We start from the raw sequence: 25,109 nt of genomic DNA on the forward strand, positions 1-25,109 counted from the left end.
GTACAAGAAAGAAGCCGGAAGTTTCATACTAAATAAAGGAACCAATTTTCAAAGCAGGGGGTAGTGATGGATGAAAAAGCGAATGGGATTGCTTTTGTCCACTTTGTTCGCCGCCAGCACGCTGCTTGCCGCTTGTGGCGGTCAAGGGGGAAATAATGCCGGGGGCGGAAAAGACACGTTCAGCGTCGCCATGGTCACCGACGTCGGCGGCATTGACGACAAATCGTTCAACCAGTCGGCTTGGGAAGGGCTGCAAAAGTTCGGCAAAGACAACGGGCTTGAAAAAGGCCGCGGCGGCTACGACTACTTGCAGTCATCGAGCGACGCTGACTATGCCACGAACTTAAACAAGCTTGTGCGCAGCGACTTTGACTTGATTTTCGGCATCGGGTATTTGATGGGCGACGCGGTGAAAGAAGTCGCGAAGCAAAACCCGAAAAAACATTTCGCCATCGTCGACACGGTTGTTGACGAGCCAAATGTCGCCAGCATCACGTTCAAGGAGCATGAAGGCTCGTTCCTTGTCGGTGTTGTCGCCGGGCTAATGACGAAAACGAATAAAATCGGCTTTGTCGGTGGGATGGAGATTCCGTTGATCGAAAAATTCGAAAGCGGATTCCGCGCTGGCGTGAAAGCGGTCAATCCGAAGGCGACTGTGGAAGTGCAATACGCCGGGGCGTTCGACCAAGCGGATAAAGGGAAAGCGATCGCCTCGAGCATGTACGCGTCTGGCATCGACATCATCTACCATGCAGCTGGAGCGACTGGGAGCGGCGTCTTCTCGGAAGCGAAAGATTTGAAGAAGAAAGATCCGAACCGCGAAATTTGGGTCATCGGTGTTGACAAAGACCAAGCGCCGGAGGGAGAAGTGAAAGTCGGCGGCAAAACGTACAACGTAACGCTCACTTCGATGGTGAAGCGCGTCGACGTCGCTGTCTATGACACGGCGAAACGGGCGAAAGAGGGCGACTTCCCGGGCGGCAAAACGATTGAGTACGGGTTGCCGGAAAATGGGGTTGGCATTGCCCCGACGCAAGACAACATTCCGGAGAACGTGTTAAAAACTGTTGACGAATGGAAGCAAAAAATCATCAAAGGCGAAGTGAAAGTTCCGACAAACCGGAAAGAGTACGAGCAATTCGCTGCGACGATCAAGTGACGAATAACGGCGAAGAAGGCTAGCGCGAGCCGCTAGCCTTCTTCAAAATCGTCAACTACCCCCACTTCGCGAACGCTTGAAGTGGGGGCTTGCAACTCCCCAGAAGTGCAAACGGACTTCGTCCTCCTTCCTTGACTTGGGGTTGCATCAGGGGGCAGGTTGACGACTACCCAACGACGCAGGTCATGCCTGCATCGTTACCGATTCTCTCGGTGTGTCTGTTGGCAGTACTTGGCTTCCACACACAACAGACGGACCTACGCTCGATGTTTGACGGTTGCAGCGTTTCCTGCAACCAACTCCATCCATCGAGCAGCCGTTATGGGAGTGCCTTTATTGAACAGTTTTCTCCACGCCTTTATTCGATCATACACAAAAGAAAGGGGGAACGCGCATTCCTCTCCCACTTACTCCCTTTGGTCGTTGAAGTGGGAGTCTCCTGCGCGAAATAGGATGAAGGGCGGCTGTTTCGCTGTCGCCTTTCATTTTGTGATTTTGACCTTGCTTGAGTAAGGAGTGAATGGCTTGGAATACGTGATTGAAATGCTCAATATCCGCAAGGTGTTTGGCACGTTTGTCGCCAATGACAACATTACGCTGCAAGTGAAAAAGGGGGAGATACACGCTCTGCTTGGCGAAAACGGGGCCGGCAAATCGACGCTCATGAACGTGCTGTTCGGTTTATACCAGCCGGACGGCGGCGAAATCCGCGTGAAAGGAAAGCCGGTGCGCATCACCGACCCGAACGTCGCCAATGATCTTGGCATCGGCATGGTGCATCAGCACTTTATGCTCGTCGATACGTTCACCGTGACGGAAAACATCATCTTAGGCAGCGAGCCGACGCGGGCCGGAACGATCGATATGAAGCGGGCGGAGCGGGAAGTGCGCGAATTGTCGGAACGATATGGACTCGCGGTCGATCCGACAGCGAAGATCGCCGACATTTCCGTCGGCATGCAGCAGCGCGTGGAAATTTTAAAGACGCTTTACCGCGGCGCCGATATTTTGATTTTTGACGAACCGACAGCGGTGTTGACGCCGCAGGAAATTCGCGAGCTCATGCAAATTATGCGCACGCTCGTCCGCGAAGGAAAATCCATCATTTTAATTACACACAAACTTAAAGAAATTATGGAAGTGTGCGACCGCGTCACCGTCATCCGCCGCGGCAAAGGAATTGCGACGCTCAATGTGGCGGAGACGAATCCGAACGAACTGGCGGCGCTCATGGTCGGCCGCGAGGTGCAGTTTACGACCGCTAAGAAACCGGCTGAGCCGGGAAAACCGGTGTTGGAAATTAAAGACTTAGTCGTCAAGGACGCGCGCGGGATCAAAGCGGTCAACGGTTTGAACTTGACGGTGCACGCCGGCGAGATCGTCGGCATTGCTGGAGTCGACGGCAACGGCCAGACCGAGCTCATTGAAGCCATAACCGGCTTGATCAAAGCTGAATCAGGGACAATCCGCCTCAACGGCCGAGACATTACGAATTTGCCGCCGCGCAAAATCATCGAAGCCGGCGTCGGCCATATTCCGCAAGATCGGCATAAGCACGGGCTTGTCCTTGACTTTCCGATCGGCGAAAACATGGTGCTGCAAACGTACTATCAGCCGCCGTACTCGAAACGGGGTCTGTTGAATTTTCAAGCCATTTACGAAAAAGCGCGCCAGCTCATCCGCGAATTTGACGTGCGCACGCCGGATGAATATACGAAGGCGCGGGCGCTATCGGGCGGAAACCAGCAAAAAGCGATCATCGGCCGTGAAGTCGACCGCGACCCGGACTTGTTGATCGCCGCCCAGCCGACGAGGGGGCTTGATGTTGGAGCGATCGAATTTATTCATAAGCGGCTCATTGAACAGCGAGACCGCGGGAAAGCGGTGCTGCTCGTCTCGTTTGAGCTTGACGAAGTGATGAACGTCAGCGACCGGATCGCTGTCATTTATGAAGGAAACATCGTCGCCATCGTTGATCCGAAAGAAACAACCGAACAGGAGCTCGGGCTGTTGATGGCTGGAAGCAAACGGAAGGAAGCAGGTGTGTCGTGATGAAGTCGAATCGTCTCCAGCAATTTTTGATACCATTGTTGGCCGTTCTTCTTGGCATGATCGCCGGTTCGATCGTGATGCTTGCAAGCGGCTACAACCCGATCGCTGGGTTTTACGCTCTCGTGTACGGGGCGTTTGGCGATACGTACTATATCGGCGAAACGATCCGCCAGACGACGCCGTACATTTTAACCGGGTTGGCGGTGGCGTTTGCTTTTCGCACCGGCTTGTTTAACATCGGGGTTGAAGGGCAGCTGATCGTCGGCTGGCTGGCGTCCGTCTGGGTCGGCGTGTCGTTCGACTTGCCGAAAATCATCCATTTGCCGCTCGCCATTTTGGCGGCCGCCCTCGCCGGAGCGCTTTGGGGGCTGATCCCGGGCGTGCTAAAGGCGTATTTAAAAGTGCATGAAGTCATTATTACGATTATGATGAACTATATTGCTTTGCATGTAACGAACGCCATCATCCGTTCCGTTTTGTCCGATGAGGGATTTAAATCAAAGCCGGTGAAAGAAAGCGCATCGCTTCACTCCGACTTTTTTGATGCCATTACGTATCATTCCACCATGCATTACGGCATTTTCATCGCTGTCGCCGCCGCATTTGTCATGTGGTTTTTGCTTGAGCGGACGACGAAAGGGTTTGAGCTGCGGGCGGTCGGGTTCAACCAGCATGCCTCCCAGTATGCCGGCATGAACGTGCGCGCCAACATCATTTTAGCGATGGTCATCTCCGGCGCTTTTGCCGGCGTCGCCGGGGCGATGGAGGGGCTTGGCACATTTGGAAACATCTCGACGAAAGCCGGCTTTACCGGCCTCGGGTTTGACGGCATCGCCGTCGCCCTGATCGGCGGCAACAACGCGTTTGGCATTTTGCTCTCCGCCTTGTTGTTTGGCGCCTTAAAAGTCGGGGCGTTGGAAATGCCGTCAAGCGCCGGCGTGCCGACCGAACTCGTTGACATTATTATCGCGCTCATTATTTTCTTTGTGGCATCGAGCTATATGATTCGCTGGCTGTTATCTCGCTGGCAAAAGGGGGCGGAGTAAGTGAGCGTGTATGACGTGTTGCAGACGATTATCCCGACAGCGATTTTCTTTGCGGCTCCCCTCATTTTCACGGCGCTTGGCGGCGTGTTCAGCGAACGGTCCGGCGTCGTCAACATCGGGCTTGAAGGATTGATGACCATCGGCGCGTTTGTCGGCATCGTCTTTAATTTGACGTTTGCCGATCGGTTTGGCGAATGGACGCCGTGGCTTGCCTTATTGGCTGCCATGGTGGTCGGCGCTGTATTTTCCCTGCTGCACGCTGTCGCGTCGGTCACCTTTCGCGCCGACCAAGTCGTCAGCGGGGTGGCGATCAACTTTTTGGCGCTTGGCCTGTCGCTGTTTTTAGTGAAGAAAATGTACGGCAAGGGGCAGACGGACCAAATTCAAGTTGGGTTTGACAAAATTGACGTGCCAGTGTTAAGCGACATTCCCGTCATCGGGCCGCTGTTGTTTTCCAACGCGTACGCGCCGTCGTATATCGCCATTGCGCTGGCGTTTGTATCATGGTATGTCATTTACAAAACGCCGTTTGGCTTGCGGCTGCGCGCCGTCGGCGAACATCCGATGGCGGCGGATACGATGGGGATTCATGTCGCCAAAATGCGCTACATCGCCGTCATGATCAGCGGCGCGCTCGGCGGCTTGGGCGGTGCGGTATACGCGACGATCATTTCCCGCGATTTCAGCCATGCGACGATTTCCGGGCACGGATTTATGGCGCTTGCGGCGATGATTTTCGGCAAGTGGCATCCGATCGGCGCGATGGGAGCGGCGCTCTTTTTCGGGTTGGCGCAAAGCTTAAGCATCGTCGGGCAAACGATTCCGTTCTTGAAAAACGTCCCGACCGTTTACTTGCTCATCGCCCCGTATGCACTCACGATTTTGGCGCTGGCGGGCTTCATCGGCCGCGCTGAGGCGCCGAAAGCGGCTGGCACGCCATACATCAAAGGAAAACGGTGATGAAAGCGGCTGTCCGAAAAACGGACGGCCGTTTTTGCTGAATGGAATGATTTGCATTTTTCCATTGGCAAAAGGTATATTGTTGATAAGACGCTTTACAATAAATGAAAGATAGTGCATATCTGCAAAGAGAAAAAGTAAGGAGGAGTTGGATTGGTCGACGAAAAAGTCACAGCGGTCGGACCGGTTCGCGTCCATACGATTTCGACCGATAAGTACAAAACGAACACGATCGTTTGGAAAATGAAGGCCCCTCTTGCTAAAGAGACGGTCACGCTGCGCGCGCTTTTGCCATACGTCTTGCAAAGCGGCACGGCCGACTATCCGAGCGTTAAGGCGCTGCGCACCTATTTGGATGAACTGTATGGGGCGACGCTGAACGTCGATTTAACGAAAAAAGGCGAACATCATATCATGACGATTCGCATCGATGTCGCCAATGAACGATTTTTGCCGGAGCAAACGCCGCTTCTTGCGAAAGCGTTTCAGTTCTTGGCCGATCTTCTGTTCCGCCCGGCGCTTGATGGCGGCCGGTTTGTCACTGACATTGTTGAGCAGGAAAAGCGGGCGCTCCGTCAACGCATTCAGGCGGTGTATGATGACAAAATGCGCTATGCGAACATGCGCCTTGTAGAAGAAATGTGCAAAGGCGAACCGTACGCCCTCTCTCCAAACGGCGAGCTTGAAGACGTGGACGGCATCACGGCGGAAGGGCTGTATCGCTATTATGAACGAGCGCTGGCCGAGGATGAGCTGGATCTATATGTCATTGGCGACGTGGCTGAAGAGGCGGTGCTCAATGCGGTGAAGCAGCGTTTTTCTCTGCCGGATCGTCCAAAGCGGGAGCGCGCATCGTCGGTTTCTGTCAAGCCGCAAGGGGAAGTTCGCGAAGTCATCGAGCGGCAAGACGTGAAGCAAGGAAAGCTCAACATCGGCTATCGGACAAATGTGACGTATGAAGATGACGATTATTACGCCTTGCAAATGTTTAACGGCATTTTTGGCGGTTTTTCCCATTCGAAGCTGTTCATCAACGTCCGCGAGAAGGCAAGCCTTGCCTATTATGCCGCCTCAAGGCTTGAGAGCCATAAAGGGCTTTTGATGGTCATGTCCGGCATTGAACCGGCCAACTATGAGAAGGCGCGCCGCATCATCGATGAGCAAATGCAGGCGATGAAAAACGGCGATTTCACAGATGAAGAAATGGCGCAGACGAAAGCGGTCATCCGCAACCAGCTGCTTGAGACGCTCGATACGCCGCGCGGGCTTGTGGAGGTGTTGTACCATAACGTCGTCTCAACGCGAAAGCGCCCGATCGATGAATGGATGGCCGGCACCGATCAAGTGACACGCGAGGATGTGGTGCGCGTCGCTGACAAGGTGAAGCTTGATACGGTGTACTTTTTGACCGGAATGGAGGCGACGGAAGATGGAAAAACGGGTGTATGAGACGCTGCACGAAGAGCTGTTTTATGAAAAAATGGACAACGGCCTTGACGTGTACATTTTGCCGAAAAAAGGATTCAACAAAACGTATGCGACATTCACCACGAACTACGGTTCGGTCGACAACCAGTTCGTCCCGCTCGGTAAAACGGAGATGAAGCGCGTTCCGGACGGCATCGCCCATTTTTTGGAGCATAAGCTGTTTGAAAAAGAAGACGGCGACGTGTTTCAGCAGTTCAGCAAACAAGGCGCCTCGGCGAACGCCTTTACGACGTTCACCCGCACCGCCTATTTGTTCTCAAGCACCGACAACGTCGAGAAAAACTTGGAAACGTTGATCGATTTTGTGCAAAGCCCGTACTTTTCCGACAAGACAGTGGAAAAAGAAAAAGGGATCATCGGCCAGGAAATCCGGATGTACGACGATAACCCAGACTGGCGCGTCTATTTCGGCGCCATCGAAAGCATGTATCACAACCATCCGGTCAAAATCGACATCGCCGGCACAGTTGAATCGATCGCCCAAATTACGAAAGAGTTGCTGTATGAGTGCTACGAAACGTTTTACCACCCGAGCAACATGCTTTTGTTTGTCGTCGGCCCGGTCGATGAACAAAAAATCATGCAGCAAATCCGCGACAACCAGGCGAAAAAGTCGTTCCCGCAAGCTCCGGAAGTGAAGCGATTTGCGTATGAAGAACCGAGCGCAGTAGCGGAAAAGAAAAAAGTGATTCCGATGCATGTGCAGACGAACAAGTGCTTTGTCGGCATCAAAGCGCCGTCCGTTCCTGAAGCCGGCGAACAAAAACTTCGGCATGAGCTTGCCTTCCACGTCGCATTGGACTATTTGTTTGGAAAAAGCTCGCCGCATTATGAACGGCTGTACCGCGAAGGATTGATCGATGATACATTTATGTACGATTATACAGAAGAGCGCGGGTTCGGCTTCGCGTTGATCGGCGGCGATACAAGGGACGCTGAACGGCTCGCTTCGGAAATTCAAACGGTGCTGCTGTCGTTTTCGTCGGAAGCAGTCAAAAAGGAAGAGTTTGAACGGGTGAAAAAGAAAAAAATCGGCGCCTTTTTGCGCGCGCTCAACTCGCCGGAATACATCGCCAACCAGTTTACGCGCTACGCGTTTTACGGATCCAACTTGTTTGACATTTTGCCGGCGCTTTCATCCCTTGCCATGGACGATATCTCGGCGGTTGCCTCTTCTTGCTTCCGCGATTCGCAAATCGCGGTTTGCGAAGTCGTTCCAAAAGGGCAATAAGGCATCCTTCCTGAGAAGGATGCTTTTTTGCGGCAAAAAGGAGAGGATGGTTTCATGCGCTACGCCTTGATTACGGGAGCCTCTGGAGGCATCGGACAAAGCATCGCCCGTGTGCTCGCTCGGGAGGGGTACGGACTTTTTCTCCATTACTATCGGCGACGGGCGCCTGTTGAAGCGCTGAAAGAAGAGCTTAACGATGTGCATATTGTGCCGATTGAGGCCGATTTGTCGGCACCGGATGGGGTGGAAAAGCTCGTTTCGCAAATCGATCGCCCGGTTGATGCCATCGTTTACAACAGCGGTGCAAGCTATTACGGATTGTTGACCGACATGAACGATGAATTAATCGAGCGGATGGTGCGGCTTCACATGACAAGCCCGGTGTTGCTCATCAAAAGGCTGATCCCATCAATGGTGGCGAGAAAGCGCGGTCATATTGTGTTCATTTCCTCGATTTGGGGATTGTGCGGCGCTTCATGCGAGGCGGTGTACTCGATGACAAAGGGAGGGCAGAACGCGTTTGCCAAGGCGCTGGCCAAGGAGCTTGCCCCAAGCGGCATTCGCGTCAACGCTGTTGCACCGGGGGCGATTGATACCGATATGCTGCGGGTGTTTCGTCCTGAGGAGCTGGAAGCGCTCACTGACGAAATTCCAGCCGGCCGGCTCGGCACCCCGGATGAGGTGGCGGAAACGGTGGCGTTTTTGCTGTCTGATGGCGCTTCGTATATCACCGGCCAAGTCATTTCCGTCAACGGCGGCTGGTATTGTTGAACGTATATTTTCCGGTTCGGCAGGCAAACTATCCTTGAAACATTCAACAAGGAGGGATTGACATGTCGGTACTGGATAACTTTGAACAATGGAAAGACTTTTTGGCGGAACGTTTAGAACAAGCGCAACAGCAAGGATTGACCCAGCAAGTGATCACAGATGTCGCTTACCAAATCGGGGATTATTTGGCGAAACACGTCGACCCGAAAAACCCGGAAGAACGGGTGCTCGCTGATCTTTGGAGCGTTGCGGATGAAAAAGAGCAGCACGCCCTTGCCAACATGATGGTCAAGCTGGTCCAACAAAAATAATCACCCGGTAAAAGAGAGGGGCCTCCCTCTCTTTTTTCTTCCTCCTTTTCGGTTGCTTTTCCATTTATAATTATAGTAGTATGAACTTAGCATAAGGCGTTCGTGCGGACACCGGCAAGGGAGGAGACGGGATGGGCAAGCAGGAATGGTATTTGGAATATGAAATTCATGTCAACCGCCCGGGGTTGCTCGGCGACGTTGCTTCGCTGCTCGGTATGTTGTCCATTAACATCGTGACGATCAACGGTGTCCGGGATTCGCGCCGCGGCATGTTGCTTTTGTGCGACAATAACGAGCAAATTGAACGGTTGGCGACGATCTTGCGGACGATGGACAACATTACGGTGACGAAGCTGCGCCAGCCGAAGCTGCTCGACCGCCTCGCCGTCCGCCACGGCCGTTATATCCAGCGCGATGCCGATGACAAAAAAACGTTCCGCTTCGTCCGTGATGAACTTGGACTGCTTGTCGATTTTATGGCGGAACTTTTTAAAGAAAAAGGGCATAAGCTCATCGGCATCCGCGGGATGCCGCGCGTCGGCAAGACAGAATCGATCGTCGCCGCCAGCGTGTGCGCCAACAAACGATGGCTGTTTGTTTCATCGACGCTGATTAAACAGACGGTTCGCACGCAGTTGATGGAAGATGAGTATAGCGAGGACAACATTTTCATTATCGACGGCATCGTCTCAACGCGCCGCGGGAACGAGCAGCACTGGCAGCTCATCCGTGAGCTCATGCGCCTTGAGGCGACGAAAGTCGTCGAGCATCCGGACATGTTTGTTCGCCATACGGAATACACGCTCGATGATTTTGATTATATGATTGAGCTGCGCCATGAACCGGACGAAGATATTTCCTACGAAGCGATTGACCGCCCGTCATTGTTGGGCGATGACGGGTTTTCCGAATTTGGGTTTTAATTTAAAAAAAGTGGAAGGTGTTGGCCGTTGACGGAACTAGGAAAACGTTTGCGGGAAGCACGGGAAGAAAAAAAGATGAGTTTGGACGAGCTGCAGGAGATGACGAAAATTCAAAAGCGGTATTTGATCGGCATCGAAGAAGGCAACTATGCCATCATGCCTGGAAATTTTTATGTGCGTGCCTTCATCCGGCAATATGCTGAAGCGGTCGGGCTTGATCCGGATGAGCTGTTTGAACAGTATAAACAGGACATTCCCCAGTCTTATCAAGATGACATTCCGCAGACGCTGTCGCGCGTGAAGACGCACCAGCAACTGTCTGCCGAGGGGACGAAATGGCTCGATTGGCTGCCGAAAGTGGTTGTCGCGGCGGTCGTCATCGGGGCGGCAGTCCTCGTTTGGGTGCTGCTCCAGCACGGCGCCGCAAATGAGCCGCCGACAAAGACAAGCCCAAAAACAGCGGAGGTCGAAAAGCCGAAACATTCGCCGCTTGAGCAAGCGAAACAAAAGCAGCCGGCGAAGGAAACGGACGAGAAGGCAACGAATGAAAACGGACAGCAAAATGAACAGCCAGCGCCGACTGGCGAAGAAGAACAGCCGGCTGCGGCGATGAATGTGACGGAAAAGCGCGGCAACACGGCGACGATTGAAGTCGAAAGCTCCGGCGCGTTTTCCATCGAGCTTTCATCCAAAGGAACGTCATGGGTCGAAGTATACAATACGAAAGGCCATACGTTTTACCGCGGAAACTTGACAAGCGGGCAGACGAAAACGTTCGATCTGTCGGCCGAAAGCGAAGTATGGGTGAAAATCGGGCGTACGCTGGACGTCGACATGAAGGTAAACGGCCAGCCGTTTGCCTATCCGTTTGCCCCGAAAGAGGAAGTATACCAAAAGCTGCATTTCGTGTTGAAGAAATGATGGAACAGGGCGCTTTTCCGCAGGAAGGCGCCTGCTTTTCGCACGGACTGAACGATGTTGAATGAGCGGAGGTATTTGTGGTGAACTTGCCGAATAAAATTACGGTAGCGCGCATTATGCTCATCCCGTTTTTCTTGATCGTGATGCTCGTTCCGTTCGGGTGGGGAAGCATCCAAATCGGCGGGACAGAGCTTCCGGTGGCCCATCTTGCCGGCGCGCTCATTTTCATCATCGCCTCAGCGACGGACTGGATCGATGGCTACTATGCCCGCAAATACGGGTTGGTGACGAATTTAGGAAAATTTTTAGATCCGCTTGCCGATAAATTGCTTGTGTCGGCGGCGCTGATCGTGCTTGTCGAGCTCGGGGCCGTTCCGGCGTGGATGGTGATTGTCATCATCAGCCGCGAGTTTGCCGTCACCGGCTTGCGGCTCGTGCTTGCCGGCGAGGGGGAAGTCGTCGCTGCCAACATGCTTGGCAAAATCAAGACATGGACGCAAATTGTCGCCATTTCCGCTTTATTGTTACATAACTTCCCTTTCTCGCTCATTTCGTTTCCGTTCGCTGAATTGGCGCTGTGGGTGGCGGTCATTTTCACGATTTGGTCTGGCTGGGATTATTTTGCGAAAAACAGACATGCGTTTTCCCATTCGAAATAGCCGGCCGCAAAGGGGGAGAAAGTCTGTTGAACGCGGAGATCATTGCCGTTGGCTCCGAGCTGTTGCTTGGGCAAATCGCCAATACGAACGCCCAGTTTTTGTCGCAGCAGCTGGCGATGCTTGGCATTAACGTCTATTTCCATACCGTCGTCGGCGACAACGCCGGCCGCCTCGAACAGGCGGTGAAAACGGCGCAAACGAGAGCGAACCTCATCATTTTCACCGGCGGTCTCGGCCCGACGAAAGACGATTTAACGAAGGAGACGATCGCCCGTTTGCTTGGCCGCCGACTCGTGATCGACGAGGAAGCGCTCCGAGCGATTGAGGCGTATTTTGCCCGCACAAACCGGCCGATGACAGAAAACAATAAAAAGCAGGCGCTCGTCTTGGAAGGATCGACGGTGCTGAAAAACGAGCACGGCATGGCGCCAGGGATGGCGCTTGTGGCAGACGGCATTACGTACATGTTGCTGCCCGGGCCGCCGAAAGAAATGCGGCCGATGTTCAAAAAATACGGAAACGCCTTTTTGCGCCGTACGTTTTCGCTTTCCGAGCGCATCGAGTCGCGCGTGCTCCGCTTTTTTGGCATCGGTGAATCAGCGCTCGAGACGGCGATTGCGGATTTGATCGACGCCCAGTCGAATCCGACGATCGCGCCGCTGGCCGGCGACGGTGAAGTGACGCTTCGTCTGACAGCGAAGCATCAGGATGAGGCGGAGGCGAAGCGGCTTCTTGACGAAGTGGAAGCGGCCATTTTGGCGCGCGTCGGCCGCCACTGCTACGGATATAACGATGAAACGTTGTTTACAAAGACGCTCGAGCGGTTAAAAGAAAGAGGATGGACGATCGCGTCGGCCGAAAGTTTGACCGGCGGCCTTTTCCTCGAACAGCTCACCGCCATCCCCGGCGCGTCTCAAGTCGTGCAGGGCGGTGTCGTCTGCTACACAAACGGCGTCAAAGAACAGGTGCTTGGCATACCGCGCACGCTACTTGAGGCAGAAGGGGCGGTGAGCGAGCCGTGCGCCCGTTTGCTTGCTGAAAACGTCCGCGCGATGTGCGATGCGGATATCGGCATCAGCTTCACCGGCGTCGCCGGACCCGATCCGCTTGAGGGCCACCCGCCCGGCACCGTGTATATCGGCATCGCCGTCCGCGGGCGCGATGCAACTGTCCACCGTCTGACGCTGTCCGGCACGCGTGATGCCATTCGCATCCGCACCGCCAAATACGGCTGTTTTTTTCTGCTTGAGATGCTCGCGGCCGACTGCTGATCGGCCGCCCCCTTCCTTCTCCATTCTCCACCGCACATCGTTTTTTCCACCGCATGAGTATGGCGATTGTTGCTAGTTTCTCCACCGAAAAAACGAATGGACGTTCGTTTTTTGCTTGGCAATGGCCGCAAAACGCGGTATAGTATAAGTAGTCCTAGAATAAGGAGGAGTAGGTTAGTGAACCAAGATCGTCAAGCTGCATTGGAGCAGGCATTAAAACAAATTGAACGACAGTTTGGCAAGGGGGCCATCATGAAGCTCGGCGAGCAAGTCGACCGCAAAGTGTCGGTCGTGCCGAGCGGTTCGCTGGCGCTCGACATCGCGTTAGGCGTCGGCGGCTATCCGCGCGGGCGGATTGTGGAAATTTACGGCCCGGAATCGTCCGGGAAAACGACCGTTGCCCTTCACGCGATCGCGGAAGTGCAAAAGCGGGGCGGGCAAGCAGCTTTCATCGACGCAGAGCACGGTGCGACCTGTTGCTGACTGAAGTATGGCGGAAACGCCGTGCGAAAAGTCAGCGGGACTGAGCATGAGTAGGTCCTAACTGCATCACCGAGAGCTCGGTGAAAATCCGAGACGGGAATGAAGGTTGGCATTCCCGCCCTAATACCCCGACGTGCGGTCATGGTGCGCAACATGGCTGTACGAAGCTCGGAGAGGACGGCGAAAAGCAGACCTGAGAAGCGGTTAGCGAAGTAGCCGGGGGTCCATAAAGCTCCTATGGCTAGAGAACGCATAGCGTTGGAACGAACCACCGGAAGTACGGCTCGTAAGGCGTGGGGCGCCGAAAAAAGAAGGCGCTCACCTCCTAAGTGAGGTTCAGCCCTGGATGAGGTATTCGTGTTTGCCGAGTCTGGATTGATCCCGTAGAGGATCTTTGCCTTGAGCCCTCCAACCATGGGCAGAAAGGCGGCTGACGGGTCAGAGGTGGAGCCTAAGGGAGCATGCAAGGATAGGTGATGCGGTACAGGTGAACCACCCCAGCGGATGCCAAGGGATGCGCATCCCGATGCCGCTAAGCAGGAGGAAATGACTGCTGAAGGGGTGGGGCAGCAGCCCGTAGTAGTGATGAAGCAGGGTAACTCCTGCGGAGCGAAGGGGCATAGTCGAGTACCCTAGGTTACTAACCCAGACAATGATTAGGAAGCCATGAGGAAATCCGTAAGGGTTTCGGTGAGCAAAACTGACTAAAAACGTGTATGGTACAAATCCGCTAGAAAGGATTTGATACTATCAACCAAACGTTTCAAGAACTAATCATTCCTAGGTCGGAGCAGGAATTCCGCGACCTACAAGACAAGATGTACGCCATTACACAATAAGGAAACTCGAGGAATACAGAAAGTGCGTACACTAGTAAAGTCTAGAGCGGATTAGTAACCGGGGTACTCGATGGAACGCCGTGTGCGGGGAAACTCGCACGCACGGTGTGAAGCGGGGGAAAATAGCCCCTCCGGGTAATGCCGAGGGTGACTATTACCTATCGCTATCGCTCGACCCCATCTATGCACAAAAATTAGGGGTCAATATCGATGAATTGCTGCTTTCCCAGCCTGACACGGGCGAGCAGGCGCTCGAAATCGCGGAAGCGCTCGTGCGAAGCGGCGCGGTCGATATTATCGTCATCGACTCGGTGGCGGCGCTTGTGCCGAAAGCGGAAATTGAAGGGGAGATGGGCGACGCCCATGTCGGCTTGCAAGCGCGGCTTATGTCCCAGGCGCTTCGCAAGCTGTCTGGCGCCATTAACAAATCGAAAACGATCGCCATCTTCATCAACCAAATTCGCGAAAAAGTCGGCGTCATGTTTGGCAATCCGGAAACGACGCCGGGCGGGCGGGCGCTCAAGTTTTACGCTTCCGTCCGCCTAGAGGTGCGCCGCGCCGAGCAAATTAAGCAAGGCAATGATATGGTCGGCAACAAGACAAAAATTAAAGTCGTCAAAAACAAAGTTGCGCCGCCATTTAAAACGGCTGACGTCGACATTATGTACGGCGAAGGCATTTCCCGCGAAGGGGAAATTCTCGACATGGCGTCCGAATTGGACATCGTGCAAAAAAGCGGTTCGTGGTATTCGTACAAAGACGAGCGGCTTGGCCAAGGGCGGGAAAACGCGAAGCAATTTTTGAAGGAAAACCCGCACATCGCCGATGAGATCGCCCGCGCCATCCGCCAGCATTACGGCATCGACGTTGAAGAGGGAACGAGCGAACCGCAGCAAGACGGGTTCGGATTGCTTGAAGAATAACGGCACAAGGCGTCCTGGCAAGTGGCTGGGGCGCCTTTTTCCATCCGTCCGGCCTGCCAAGGAGAGCGATAAGCCTAAAAAGGACGGCGGGCGGAACGGTCTTGTTCCGTTGTCATCCTCTAGGCGCGTCGGTGTAATATCTTGACAATTCCTATTGCCGCCTTTACAATGAACATGTATATTTGTCCATACGCGCGGCAGGGCCATACGCCCGCCCGCTGCGGCGGACCGCCTTCGTGCGGAAGGCTGCGCGGGTCGATTGTGATGCCAAGCGACTGAGCTAATGGATTGAAAACGGGAATGTCCATCTGCGCCGGTCATGGCGGTGAGAAGAGAGAACGAAAGGAAACCGAACAGCAAGAGGAGGTGAAACGATGGGTTCGATCATCATCTCCGCTTTGCTTGCCTTAGTCATTGGTGCCGTTGTTGGCTTTTTTGTTCGCAAATCGATTGCCGAAGCGAAAATCGGCGGGGCGAAAGCCGCTGCCGAACAGCTGATTGAGGAGGCGAAACGCGAGGCGGACGCCTTGAAAAAAGAAGCGCTTCTCGAAGCGAAAGACGAGATTCATAAACTGCGTACGGAGGCGGAGCGTGATATCCGCGACCGGAGAAGCGAGCTCCAAAAACAAGAAAACCGCCTGATGCAAAAGGAGGAAAATCTCGACCGCAAAGATGAAGCGCTCAACAAACGTGAGGCGTTGCTTGAGGCAAAGGAAGAAGCGTTGAACGAAAGACAACAGCATATTGAACAAATGGAAAGCAAAGTGGAAGCGCTCGTCAAACAACAACAAGCCGAACTTGAACGCATTTCCGGCCTGACGCGCGACGATGCCCGCCAGCTCATTTTAGAGCGCGTTGAGAAAGAGCTGTCGCATGAGATTGCGATGATGATCAAAGAGGCGGAAACGCGGGCGAAAGAGGAGGCAGACAAACGGGCAAAGGCGATTTTGTCGCTTGCCATCCAACGTTGCGCCGCCGACCATGTCGCCGAAACGACGGTTTCCGTCGTCAATTTGCCAAACGACGAAATGAAAGGGCGGATCATCGGGCGCGAAGGGCGGAACATCCGCACGCTCGAGACGTTGACCGGCATCGATTTGATCATCGACGATACGCCGGAAGCGGTCATTTTGTCCGGATTTGACCCGATTCGCCGCGAGACGGCGCGCATCGCGCTCGATAAGCTTGTGCAAGATGGCCGCATCCATCCAGCGCGCATTGAGGAAATGGTCGAAAAGGCGCGCCGCGAAGTGGATGAGCATATCCGCGAAGTCGGCGAACAGACGACGTTTGAAGTCGGTGTTCACGGCTTGCATCCGGATTTGATCAAAATTTTAGGGCGGCTCAAGTTCCGAACGAGCTACGGACAAAACGTGCTGAAACATTCGGTGGAAGTGGCGTTTTTAGCCGGACTGATGGCGGCCGAGCTTGGGGAGGACGAAATGCTGGCGCGCCGGGCCGGCTTGCTTCATGACATTGGCAAAGCGATCGACCACGAAGTGGAAGGAAGCCATGTGGAAATCGGCGTTGAGCTGGCGACGAAGTATAAAGAACATCCGGTCGTCATCAACAGCATCGCTTCCCACCATGGCGATACGGAACCGACGTCGGTCATCGCTGTGCTCGTCGCGGCGGCCGATGCGCTGTCGGCGGCGCGGCCGGGAGCGCGCAGCGAAACGCTGGAAAACTATATCCGTCGTCTAGAGAAGCTTGAAGAAATCGCCGAATCGTACGAAGGCGTGGAAAAATCGTACGCCATTCAAGCTGGACGTGAAGTGCGCATTATGGTCAAACCAGATATGATCGACGATTTGGAAGCGCACCGGCTGGCGCGTGACATCCGCAAACGAATCGAAGAAGAGCTCGATTACCCGGGCCATATTAAAGTGACGGTCATCCGCGAAACGCGGGCGGTCGAATACGCGAAATAAAGTGGCTATTGCCACTTTCTTTTTTTGTGCGTAAAATAGGAGGGTATAGCGATGCGGAGATAGATGCAAGGCGATATGTTTCGTTTAGAAAGGGATCAAGGATGAGAATTTTATTTATCGGCGACGTCGTCGGTTTGCCGGGGCAAAAAATGGTGGAGCACTATTTGCCAAGGCTGAAGGAAAAACATCGGCCGGACGTTGTTGTGATCAACGGCGAAAACGCCGCCGGCGGGAAAGGAATCACCGAACCGATTTACCGGGCGCTTCTCGCTTGGGGGGCTCATGTGATCACGTTGGGCAATCACGCATGGGACAAACGCGATATTTTTGAGTTTATCGATCAGGCGAAGGCGCTGATCCGCCCGGCGAATTACCCGCCCGGCACGCCGGGAAAAGGCATCGTCTTTGTGCCGACCGAGCATGGCGAAGCGGCGGTCATCAATTTGCAAGGGCGAGCGTTTTTGCCGGCGATTGACTGCCCATTTCAAAAGGCGGACGAGCTGATCGCCGCCGCCTCCGCGCGCACGCCGGTCATCATCGTCGATTTCCATGCCGAGGCGACGAGTGAAAAACAGGCGATGGGCTGGTACTTAGACGGCCGCGTATCCGCGGTCATCGGCACGCATACACACGTCCAGACGGCCGATAACCGCATTTTGCCAAGAGGGACGGCGTACATTACCGACGTTGGCATGACCGGTCCATACGACGGCATTTTAGGCGTCGATCGAGAGGCGGTGCTGCGCAAATTTTTAACCGGCCTGCCAGTTCGTTTCGACGTCAAGGAAGGACGAAGCCAATTGAATGCCGTCTTTGTTGATGTCGACGAAAAAAGCGGACGGGCGTTTCGCATTGAACGGTTGATCATTAACGATGACCACCCTTATTTTGAATAGTCCATCTTTTAAAAATTTTTTAAAATGTCCTCCTCCCATGCAGGAATAGTTGTCGAAACAGTGAATATAGTTACAATGAAGACCTTTTACCGAAATCATTTTCCAAGGAAACGAGGGAGGAGCTAGGAATGGAAATATTAAAAGTTTCAGCAAAATCGAATCCGAACTCTGTAGCTGGTGCACTTGCCGGGGTGCTGCGCGAGCGCGGCGCGGCGGAAATTCAAGCGATTGGCGCAGGTGCATTGAACCAAGCCGTTAAAGCAGTAGCGATCGCACGAGGGTTTGTGGCACCGAGCGGCATGGACTTGATTTGCATTCCGGCGTTTACGGATATTATCATCGATGGAGAAGAGCGGACAGCGATCAAATTGATTGTCGAACCTCGTTAACTGGATGATCAGACAATGGCGGCTATAACCTGTTGGCGCCTTCGGCTGCGAAGGCAGGCAGGTTATTTTTGCTTTTTCAAGGGGGGAACGGAATGATCTTCGATGCCCATTGCGATGTGTTGATGAAGTTATGGCAAGATCGGTCTCTGTCGTTTTACGACGGAGCTTCGCTTCACGTCACTCTTTCCGGGATGGCGGAAGCAGGGGTGAAAGTGCAATGCTTTGCCATCTACATACCGGAAACGGTGCCGGAGGAAGCCCGGTTCACTGTTGCGCTGGAGATGGTGGATATCTTCTTTACCCATGTGATCGAGGCGTTTCCGTCTGTGAAGTTCGTGCGGACGAGACGGGATATCGCCGCCCTTAAAAAAGAGGAAGTCGGCGCCATGTTGACGCTGGAAGGGTGCGACGCCATCGGCGCCAACCTTGTCAAGCTAAAGACGCTCCTTCGCCTCGGCGTCGCTTCCGTAGGGTTGACATGGAACTTCCCGAACGCTGTCGCTGACGGAGCGTGGGAGAAGCGCGGCGCCGGGCTGACGGCGTTTGGCCGGCAAGTCGTTGCGCTTCTTAATGAAGCAAAACGATGGGTCGATGTGTCCCACTTATCGGAGAAAGCGTTTTGGGATGTCATCGAGATGGCTCGGTTCCCCATCGCTTCCCATTCCAACGTGCATCGTCTATGCCCGCATCCACGCAACTTAACCGACGAGCAGATTAAAGCGTTGATCGAAAAAGACGGCATGATCGGCATTAATTTCGTTCCGTATTTTTTGACGGCGAAGAAAAACGAGGCGATGATCGCTGATGTGCTTCGCCATCTCGACCATATATGCGCGCTCGGGGGGGAAAACAACGTCGGGTTTGGTTCTGACTTCGATGGCATCACGGAGACGGTCGCCGGCCTTGGAACGGTAAGGGAATATGCGCGGCTTGTCAACGAGTTGTACAAGCATTACTCCACCGAGCAAGTATCCCGCTTTTTATTCGGCAACTTCTACGCCCATTTGCCGGAGTGACGAATATCACTGAGTATCGGCTCTGCGTATCCTAGAATAGAAGACAGGGCATCGGCGGCGCCGGCTGAAAAAGGCGTCCAAAATGGTAGTTTCCTTGTCAGAAAAGTGGTACAATAGTAGCGAAAGGCTGGAGTGAATATAAAGGGGTGTAATGCATGATCGAACAGCTGTCATGGAAGGTGGGCGGCCAGCAAGGGGAAGGAATTGAAAGTACAGGGGAAATTTTCTCCACAGCGCTGAACCGCCTCGGATATTACTTATATGGATACCGCCATTTTTCTTCACGCATCAAAGGGGGTCATACGAACAACAAAATTCGCGTCAGCACAAAACCGGTGCGGGCGGTCGCTGATGATTTGGACATCTTGGTGGCGTTCGACCAAGAGACGATCGACTTCAACTTCCACGAGCTGCGTGACGGCGGCATCGTCATGGCGGACGCCAAATTCAATCCGGTGATTCCGGAAGGAAAAGGAGTGGCGCTTTACGCCGTTCCGTTCACCGATATCGCCACACAGCTTGGCAATCCGCTGATGAAAAACATGGTTGCCATCGGCGCGACAAGTGCGGTGCTCGATTTGGACGCCGCCGTGTTCGAAAGTGTTGTCGTTGATACATTTGGGCGCAAAGGGGCGCAAGTCGTTGAGAAAAACATGGAAGCGATTCGCGCTGGAGCGCAATATATGAAAGAGCAGCTCGATGGTTCGACGAAAACGATGAAACTAGCCAAAGCCGACGGCAAACGGCGAATGTTCATGATTGGCAACGATGCCATCGCCTTGGGCGCCATTGCCGGCGGGGCGCGCTTTATGGCCGCCTATCCGATCACCCCAGCTTCGGAGATTATGGAGTATTTGATTAAAAAGCTGCCGGATTTTGGGGGCGCGGTCATCCAGACAGAAGATGAAATCGCCGCCTGTACGATGGCGATCGGCGCCAACTATGCGGGCGTGCGGGCGTTCACCGCTTCGGCCGGACCCGGGTTGTCGCTTATGGCCGAAGCGATTGGGCTGGCCGGGATGACGGAAACACCGCTTGTTGTCGTCGATACGCAGCGGGGCGGTCCAAGCACCGGCTTGCCGACAAAGCAAGAGCAGTCGGATTTGCTCGCGATGATCTATGGCACGCACGGGGAAATTCCCAAAATTGTCATGGCGCCAAGCACGGTCGAAGAAGCGTTTTACGATATGGCGGAAGCGTTCAACTTAGCCGAGGAATACCAATGCCCGGTCATTTTCCTGTCGGATTTGCAGCTGTCGCTCGGCAAGCAGACGGTTGAGCCGCTTGATTACGATCGGATCGAGATCCGCCGCGGCAAGCTGATGAATGGTGAGCTGCCGCCGCTTCCGGACAAAGACAACTTCAAACGGTATGAAATCACGCCGGACGGTGTTTCGCCGCGGGTGCTGCCGGGAACAAAATACGGCATCCACCATGTCACCGGGGTCGAACACGCCGAAACAGGCCGCCCGTCAGAGACGGCGGCAAACCGCCGGGCGCAAATGGAAAAACGGATGCGCAAACTCGAGCACATCCACTTCCCGACGCCGGTGCACAAACAACTCCGCCACGAAGAACCGGATTTGCTCCTTGTTGGCTTTTTATCGACGCGCGGAGCCATTGAAGAAGCGATGGAGCGGCTCGAGCAAGATGGCGTCAAAGTCAACCATGCGCACATCCGTCTGCTTCATCCGTTCCCGGTTGACGACGTGCGGCCGCTTGTCGAGAAAGCGAAACGAGTCGTCGTCGTCGAGCAAAACGCCACCGGGCAGCTGGCGAACTTGTTGAAAATGAACGTCGGGCACGCTGATAAAATCGCCAGCGTCTTAAAATTCGACGGCAATCCGTTCTTGCCGGGCGACGTCTATACTAAATGCAAGGAGTTGTTAGCGCAATGGCCACCTTTAAAGATTTCCGCAATGATGTGAAACCGAACTGGTGTCCGGGGTGCGGCGACTTTTCCGTGCAGGCCGCCATCCAGCGCGCGGCCGCCAATCTCGGGTTGGAGCCGCACGAACTCGCGGTCATTTCCGGGATCGGCTGCTCGGGCCGCATTTCCGGCTACATTCACTCTTACGGCTTTCACGGCACGCACGGCCGCGTTTTGCCGCTGGCGCAAGGAGTGAAAATGGCGAACCGCGATTTGACGGTCATCGCCGCCGGCGGGGATGGCGACGGATTCGCGATCGGCATGGGGCACACGGTTCATGCCATTCGCCGCAACATCGACATCACATACATCGTCATGGACAACCAAATTTACGGGTTGACGAAAGGACAAACATCGCCGCGCAGTGCTGCCGGCTTCCAAACAAAAAGCACGCCGCACGGGTCGATCGAGCCGGCTTTGTCGCCGCTCGAGATCGCGTTAAGCGCCGGAGCGACGTTTGTCGCGCAAGGTTTCTCAAGCGATTTAAAAGAATTGACGAGCTTGATTGAGGAAGGCGTCAAGCATAAAGGCTTTGCGCTCATCAACGTCTTCAGCCCGTGCGTGACGTACAACAAAGTGAATACGTACGAGTGGTTCAAAGAGCGGCTCATCAAGGTGAGCGACATCGAAGGATACGACCCGTCCGACCGGGAGATGGCGATGCAGACGGTCATGAAATACGATGGGCTCGTCACCGGGATCATTTATCAAAACAAAGAACAAAAGTCGTACCAAGAGCTTGTGCCAGGCTACAGCGAGGCGCCGCTTGCCGAGGCGGAGCTGAAAATGAGCAAAGAAAAGTTCGCCGAACTCGTAGCAGAGTTTATGTAAAAATGGAAACCATTTGCACCCGATGGAGGCTTGCCTCATTGGGTGTTTTTTGTTATCATGACATGTTCCGGTCCTCCGGAACAAACCCCATTGTGTTTCCTTGCCGCTCGCGATATACTATGGTAGTGTGTGGTTGGAAGAAATTTGCCGAGGCGAGGCCGGCTGCACAGGAAAAGGCGGCCGCTCGTCCCGGATGATCGAATGATTTTGTGAAGAAAGGAGATTGCTATGAACGAAAAACAACGTTTGGAGCAAACGGGACAAATCAAAACCGAAAGCCATCCAGCGGACAGAAAATCCGCCTTGGACCGGCTGAAAGAAAAAACGACGAAAGACTATGAGAAATATTTCACGAGCGTGTTTCTCCCGCCGAATTTAAAAGAGGCGAAGAAACGCGGCAAAGAGGAAGTCAAGTACGTCAAAGACTTTGCGATTCCTGAAGAGTTTCGCGGCATGGGGCGCGGACGGAAGTTTTACATCCGCACGTATGGCTGTCAAATGAACGAGCACGATACGGAAGTGATGGCCGGCATTTTCATGGCGCTCGGCTATGAGCCGACCGACCGTCCGGAAGAGGCAAACGTCATTTTGCTCAACACGTGCGCGATCCGTGAAAACGCGGAAAACAAAGTGTTTGGCGAGCTCGGCTACTTAAAGCCGCTCAAAACGACGAACCCGGACTTATTGCTCGGCGTGTGCGGCTGTATGTCGCAAGAAGAATCGGTTGTCAAGAAAATTTTAAAGCAATACCAATACGTCGACCTTATTTTCGGCACGCACAACATCCATCGCCTGCCGTACATTTTGCATGAGGCGTACATGTCGAAAGAAATGGTCGTCGAAGTATGGTCGAAAGAGGGCGACGTTGTTGAAAACTTGCCGAAAGTGCGCAAAGGGAAGATTAAAGCATGGGTCAACATTATGTACGGCTGTGACAAGTTTTGCACGTACTGCATCGTTCCGTACACGCGCGGCAAAGAGCGAAGCCGCCGTCCGGAAGACATCATCCAAGAAGTGCGCCAGCTCGCCGCCCAAGGCTATAAAGAAATTACGCTCCTTGGGCAAAACGTCAACGCTTACGGAAAAGATTTCACCGACATCCAGTACGGCCTTGGCGATTTAATGGATGAGCTGCGCAAAATTGACATTGCGCGCATCCGCTTCACAACGAGCCATCCGCGCGACTTTGACGACCGGCTCATCGAAGTGCTCGCCAAACGCGGCAACTTGGTTGAGCATATCCATTTGCCGGTGCAATCGGGCAGCACGGAAATTTTAAAAATGATGGGCCGCAAATATACGCGCGAGGAGTACTTGGAGCTCGTTCGCAAAATCAAAGCCGCCATTCCGGATGTCGCGTTGACGACGGATATTATCGTCGGCTTCCCGAACGAGACGGACGAGCAGTTTGAAGAAACGCTGTCGCTTTACCGTGAAGTCGAATTTGACTCTGCCTACACGTTCATCTATTCACCGCGCGAAGGCACGCCGGCGGCGAACATGAAGGACAACGTGCCGATGGAAGTGAAAAAAGAGCGGCTCAAGCGTCTCAACGACCTTGTTCAAGAAATCGCGGCCAAGAAAATGAAGCAATACGAAGGGCAAGTCGTCGAAGTGCTTGTGGAAGGCGAAAGCAAAACGAATCCGGATGTATTGGCGGGTTATACGCGCAAAAACAAGCTCGTCCACTTCGTCGGCCCCAAATCGCTCATTGGCCAATTGGTCAACGTGCGCATTACGCAGGCAAAGACGTGGACGCTGACGGGCGAGCTAGTCAATGAAGCGATCGAGGTGAACGAACATGGCAAAATATACGCGGGATGATATCTTGGCCCAGGCGAAGCAGCTGGCGAAAATGATCGCCGAAACGGAAGAAGTCGACTTTTTCAAACGAGCGGAAGAAAAAATCCACCAAAACGAAAAAGTGCGCACGTTGATCAACGAGCTGAAATCGCTGCAAAAGCAAGCGGTCAACCTTCAGCATTACGGAAAACATGAAGCGCTGAAACAGGTTGAGGCCAAAATTGACGCCATTTACGAAGAGTTGTCGCAAATCCCGATCGTCAGCGAATTCCAGCAGTCCCAATCCGATGTGAACGACCTGCTTCAGCTCGTCGCCTCGACGATTTCGAATACGGTGACCGATGAAATTCTCGCTTCGACGGGCGGCGACGTGCTGCGCGGCGAAACCGGCGCCGCGCTTCGCTACAACAAACACGGCGGCTGCCATTAATGGCATGCGGCTCAAAAGCGTCCTTTGGGGCGCTTTTTTTCTTATGGGCGCGCTCTCCCTTTCCCCGAACCGCGGGCGGCTATCTGGCGGCAAAAAAGAAGGCACATCGAACGGAGCAGGCGCATACAATGAACTATACGGAATAATGATTCATTTGCTGTGCACATTAGCGGAGATGGCGCATAGGATGAAATGAAGATTCATTTGAGGAGGGTTCCGTTCGATGTCTGAATACAGAGAAATTATTACGAAAGCTGTTGTCGGCAAAGGCCGCAAGTTTACACAATCGACCCATACGGTGACGGCGCCGAACCGCCCGTCAAGCATTCTCGGCTGCTGGATCATCAACCACCGTTATGAAGCGAAAAAATGCGATAAAACGGTCGAAATTCACGGCCATTATGACATCAACGTCTGGTATTCGTACAACCACAATACAAAAACCGAAGTCGTCACCGAAACGGTGTCGTATACGGACGTCGTCAAATTAAAATATCGCGACAAAGATCATTTAATCAGCGATGACACCGATGTCATCGTCCGCGTCATCCAGCAGCCGAACTGCCTCGAATGCACGATTTCGCCAAACGGCAATAAAATCGTCGTCGATGTTGAGCGGGAGTTTGTCGCCGAAGTGATCGGCGAAACGAAGGTGTGCGTTGCCATCAATCCGGAAGGCTGCGGCAAGGACGACGATTTTTGCGACGAGGATGACCTTGATGAAGAATTAGAAGATTTAAGCCCAGATTTGCTGCTTGGCGAAGAAGAATAAAACTAGGAAATTTCTTTCCTAGTTTTTTCTTTTGCCGCTTGTTATAATAGTAGCGCAATCAACGAGCCTTCGGG

Annotated in this window: 22 protein-coding genes and 1 pseudogene; all 23 read left to right on the plus strand. The window is 53.7% G+C overall.

Translation table 11 applies throughout. The features are described 5' to 3' along the window. Positions 1 to 70: 70 nt before the first annotated feature. The 23 genes and pseudogenes from GHH_RS05980 (at position 71) to GHH_RS06090 (ending at position 25,035) form a co-directional block, all read left to right on the plus strand. Positions 71 to 1,159, plus strand: a complete 1,089-nt coding sequence (locus GHH_RS05980; protein WP_015374441.1) for a BMP family protein — start codon at positions 71 to 73, stop codon at positions 1,157 to 1,159. A 525-nt stretch (positions 1,160 to 1,684) separates the two neighbouring features. Next, entirely contained in the window at positions 1,685 to 3,211 is a 1,527-nt protein-coding gene (locus GHH_RS05985; RefSeq protein ID WP_011230784.1) for an ABC transporter ATP-binding protein, read from the plus strand. Continuing rightward, on the plus strand, positions 3,211 to 4,257 hold the full coding sequence (locus GHH_RS05990) for an ABC transporter permease (protein ID WP_015374442.1): 1,047 nt from the start codon (positions 3,211 to 3,213) through the stop codon (positions 4,255 to 4,257). The genes GHH_RS05985 and GHH_RS05990 overlap by 1 nt, the downstream gene beginning before the upstream one ends. Beyond that, entirely contained in the window at positions 4,258 to 5,217 is a 960-nt protein-coding gene (locus GHH_RS05995) for an ABC transporter permease (RefSeq protein ID WP_015374443.1), read from the plus strand. A gap of 153 nt (positions 5,218 to 5,370) precedes the next feature. Beyond that, positions 5,371 to 6,666, plus strand: a complete 1,296-nt coding sequence (gene yfmF / locus GHH_RS06000; protein ID WP_015374444.1) for an EF-P 5-aminopentanol modification-associated protein YfmF — start codon at positions 5,371 to 5,373, stop codon at positions 6,664 to 6,666. After that, a complete protein-coding gene (gene yfmH, locus GHH_RS06005) occupies positions 6,647 to 7,936 on the plus strand; it encodes an EF-P 5-aminopentanol modification-associated protein YfmH (RefSeq protein WP_015374445.1) in 1,290 nt (429 codons plus the stop codon). Before yfmF ends, yfmH begins: the two co-directional genes overlap by 20 nt. A gap of 54 nt (positions 7,937 to 7,990) precedes the next feature. Then, positions 7,991 to 8,707 carry an elongation factor P 5-aminopentanone reductase gene (ymfI, locus tag GHH_RS06010; RefSeq protein WP_015374446.1) on the plus strand — a complete coding sequence of 239 codons (717 nt, stop codon included), beginning with the start codon at positions 7,991 to 7,993 and terminating at the stop codon, positions 8,705 to 8,707. Between the two features lie 62 nt (positions 8,708 to 8,769). Continuing rightward, a complete protein-coding gene (locus GHH_RS06015) occupies positions 8,770 to 9,018 on the plus strand; it encodes a DUF3243 domain-containing protein (protein WP_011230790.1) in 249 nt (82 codons plus the stop codon). Positions 9,019 to 9,149: 131 nt separating this feature from the next. Continuing rightward, complete coding sequence (locus GHH_RS06020; RefSeq protein WP_015374447.1) at positions 9,150 to 9,941, plus strand: DUF3388 domain-containing protein; 792 nt, start codon at positions 9,150 to 9,152, stop codon at positions 9,939 to 9,941. Positions 9,942 to 9,968: 27 nt separating this feature from the next. After that, entirely contained in the window at positions 9,969 to 10,862 is an 894-nt protein-coding gene (locus tag GHH_RS06025) for a RodZ domain-containing protein (protein WP_015374448.1), read from the plus strand. An 80-nt stretch (positions 10,863 to 10,942) separates the two neighbouring features. Next, complete coding sequence (gene pgsA / locus GHH_RS06030) at positions 10,943 to 11,521, plus strand: CDP-diacylglycerol--glycerol-3-phosphate 3-phosphatidyltransferase (RefSeq protein ID WP_011230793.1); 579 nt, start codon at positions 10,943 to 10,945, stop codon at positions 11,519 to 11,521. 26 nt (positions 11,522 to 11,547) lie between these two features. Further along, positions 11,548 to 12,792 (plus strand): competence/damage-inducible protein A, encoded by a 1,245-nt coding sequence (locus GHH_RS06035; RefSeq protein WP_015374449.1) that lies wholly within the window; start codon positions 11,548 to 11,550, stop codon positions 12,790 to 12,792. A 177-nt stretch (positions 12,793 to 12,969) separates the two neighbouring features. Beyond that, positions 12,970 to 13,257, plus strand: a pseudogene (locus GHH_RS06040) (DNA recombination/repair protein RecA); the annotation flags it as partial. Positions 13,258 to 14,221: 964 nt separating this feature from the next. After that, positions 14,222 to 15,037 carry a recombinase RecA gene (recA, locus tag GHH_RS06045; protein WP_021322290.1) on the plus strand — a complete coding sequence of 272 codons (816 nt, stop codon included), beginning with the start codon at positions 14,222 to 14,224 and terminating at the stop codon, positions 15,035 to 15,037. Positions 15,038 to 15,411: 374 nt separating this feature from the next. Next, entirely contained in the window at positions 15,412 to 16,968 is a 1,557-nt protein-coding gene (gene rny, locus GHH_RS06050) for a ribonuclease Y (RefSeq protein WP_011230797.1), read from the plus strand. Between the two features lie 101 nt (positions 16,969 to 17,069). Continuing rightward, a complete protein-coding gene (locus GHH_RS06055) occupies positions 17,070 to 17,864 on the plus strand; it encodes a TIGR00282 family metallophosphoesterase (RefSeq protein WP_011230798.1) in 795 nt (264 codons plus the stop codon). Between the two features lie 128 nt (positions 17,865 to 17,992). After that, a complete protein-coding gene (gene spoVS, locus GHH_RS06060) occupies positions 17,993 to 18,253 on the plus strand; it encodes a stage V sporulation protein SpoVS (RefSeq protein WP_003251598.1) in 261 nt (86 codons plus the stop codon). Between the two features lie 92 nt (positions 18,254 to 18,345). After that, positions 18,346 to 19,269: a dipeptidase gene (locus tag GHH_RS06065; protein WP_015374450.1), complete on the plus strand. Its 924-nt coding sequence runs from the start codon at positions 18,346 to 18,348 to the stop codon at positions 19,267 to 19,269. A 155-nt stretch (positions 19,270 to 19,424) separates the two neighbouring features. Beyond that, a complete protein-coding gene (locus tag GHH_RS06070; RefSeq protein ID WP_015374451.1) occupies positions 19,425 to 21,197 on the plus strand; it encodes a 2-oxoacid:acceptor oxidoreductase subunit alpha in 1,773 nt (590 codons plus the stop codon). Then, positions 21,164 to 22,030 carry a 2-oxoacid:ferredoxin oxidoreductase subunit beta gene (locus GHH_RS06075; RefSeq protein ID WP_011230801.1) on the plus strand — a complete coding sequence of 289 codons (867 nt, stop codon included), beginning with the start codon at positions 21,164 to 21,166 and terminating at the stop codon, positions 22,028 to 22,030. The genes GHH_RS06070 and GHH_RS06075 overlap by 34 nt, the downstream gene beginning before the upstream one ends. Positions 22,031 to 22,258: 228 nt before the next feature. Further along, the gene (miaB, locus tag GHH_RS06080; RefSeq protein ID WP_013145701.1) at positions 22,259 to 23,854 is read left to right on the plus strand and encodes a tRNA (N6-isopentenyl adenosine(37)-C2)-methylthiotransferase MiaB; all 1,596 of its coding nucleotides are present in this window, start codon (positions 22,259 to 22,261) and stop codon (positions 23,852 to 23,854) included. Next, the gene (locus GHH_RS06085; protein WP_011230803.1) at positions 23,832 to 24,263 is read left to right on the plus strand and encodes a RicAFT regulatory complex protein RicA family protein; all 432 of its coding nucleotides are present in this window, start codon (positions 23,832 to 23,834) and stop codon (positions 24,261 to 24,263) included. Before miaB ends, GHH_RS06085 begins: the two co-directional genes overlap by 23 nt. A gap of 223 nt (positions 24,264 to 24,486) precedes the next feature. Further along, positions 24,487 to 25,035, plus strand: coding sequence for an outer spore coat protein CotE (locus tag GHH_RS06090; RefSeq protein ID WP_015374452.1), 549 nt, complete (start codon positions 24,487 to 24,489; stop codon positions 25,033 to 25,035). Positions 25,036 to 25,109 lie beyond the last annotated feature (74 nt).

Source organism: Geobacillus sp. GHH01 (assembly GCF_000336445.1).
GTDB lineage: Bacteria > Bacillota > Bacilli > Bacillales > Anoxybacillaceae > Geobacillus > Geobacillus zalihae.